Genomic DNA, 1515 nt, shown 5'->3' on the forward strand with positions numbered 1-1515 from the left:
GGTTGTACAATAAATGACGTTGGTGGGAAAAACTCACCTACGTCATTTTTGTGTTTATAAATAGAAAACAAGTGAGATTCCCTGTAGAATTAAAGTCGCTGAAAACCATTCCTAGGAGGGAACTCACTTGTCTATATCAAATGATATTAGAAATATGTTAGATATTCAAGATAAAAATATTTATATGAGCGAAAATGCAGTAACGTATGGCAAACATAAAGGGAAGTCTTGTAAATTTATTAAGGCGAAATTAACATATGATGCAGATCAATGCCCAAATTGCCAGGTGGAGAAAGTAGGCTCTTCTATTTATAAAAACGGAACACAATTATCTCGTATTACCATTCCGACCATGGGAGTTTATCCAACATATTTATTATTAAGTAAGCAGCGTTTTATGTGTAAACATTGTGGTGTTAGTTTTACTGCACAAACAAATATCGTAAAGCGTCATTGTTTTATATCCTCAAATACAGAAGCCCAAATCATGATTAAATCAGCTGGAGCGCAGTCCGTTAAAGATATTTCCCAGGATTGTGGTGTATCTGAGGCAACTGTTCAGAGAATCATTAATAAAGAAGCAAATAAATATAAACCGCATTATAAAGCCCTACCTAAGCATCTATCGTTTGATGAATTTAAGTATGCCAAGGGCAAGATGGCTTTTGAATATATCGATGTTGAAACGGGTGACATCTTAGACATTTTAAATAGTCGTGATAACCGGTCTATTACAGATCACTTCATCACAAATTATAGCTTATCAGCTAGACAACGAGTAGAAACCGTGACAATCGATATGAACGCAGGTTATGTAAGTTTGATAAAAGAGATGTTTCCAAATGCAGATATTATTATTGATCGTTTTCACTTAGTTCAACTCATATCAAGAGCGATGAACAAAACGCGTGTTAAAATCATGAACCAACTCAGAACATCTAATGGGGAAGATCAGAAAAAGTATCGCCGCCTTAAACGTTATTGGAAGCTTTTACTGAAAAAAAGATCGAGTTTATCTTATACAGAATATAAATATTACGGCTTATTTGGCCAACGTCTTGAAAGTTCAATAGTGCAAGAAATGTTGGATTATAGTGAGGAACTTAAAGTCAATTATGGTATATATCAGGACCTGTTGGAGGCAATTGACGAAAAGGACTATCATGCATTAGAGAACACATTAAACAAAAAGTGTCCAACCCAGTCATCAACCTATTTAAGAACAAGCATTAAAACATTAAGAAAGCACTTGCCCTATACGAAAAACAGTTTTCAATATACGTATAACAATGGGCGAATTGAAGGTATTAACAATAAAATCAAGGTACTCAATCGGATTGCATATGGCTATCGGAATTTTAAGCATTACAAAAACCGAATAAGATTACATTTTAAACTGAAACCCGTAGTAAACAAATCACACTCTAGAGTAGCATAGCTTCCCTAGAGTGTGATAATCAAATACATATTAAAAGTCGACTAAAATACAGTACCAACGTCACTTGACGTAGAGCC

Annotated in this window: 1 protein-coding gene; it reads left to right on the forward strand. The window is 34.4% G+C overall.

Going from position 1 to position 1515, the window contains the following annotated elements; genetic code table 11:
• Window positions 1-127: 127 nt before the first annotated feature.
• Window positions 128-1438, forward strand: coding sequence for an ISL3 family transposase (locus KM885_RS17720; protein WP_047185367.1), 1311 nt, complete (start codon window positions 128-130; stop codon window positions 1436-1438).
• Window positions 1439-1515: the final 77 nt, after the last annotated feature.

The sequence above is a fragment of the Oceanobacillus caeni genome (assembly GCF_019037185.1).
Taxonomy (GTDB): domain Bacteria; phylum Bacillota; class Bacilli; order Bacillales; family Amphibacillaceae; genus Oceanobacillus; species Oceanobacillus caeni.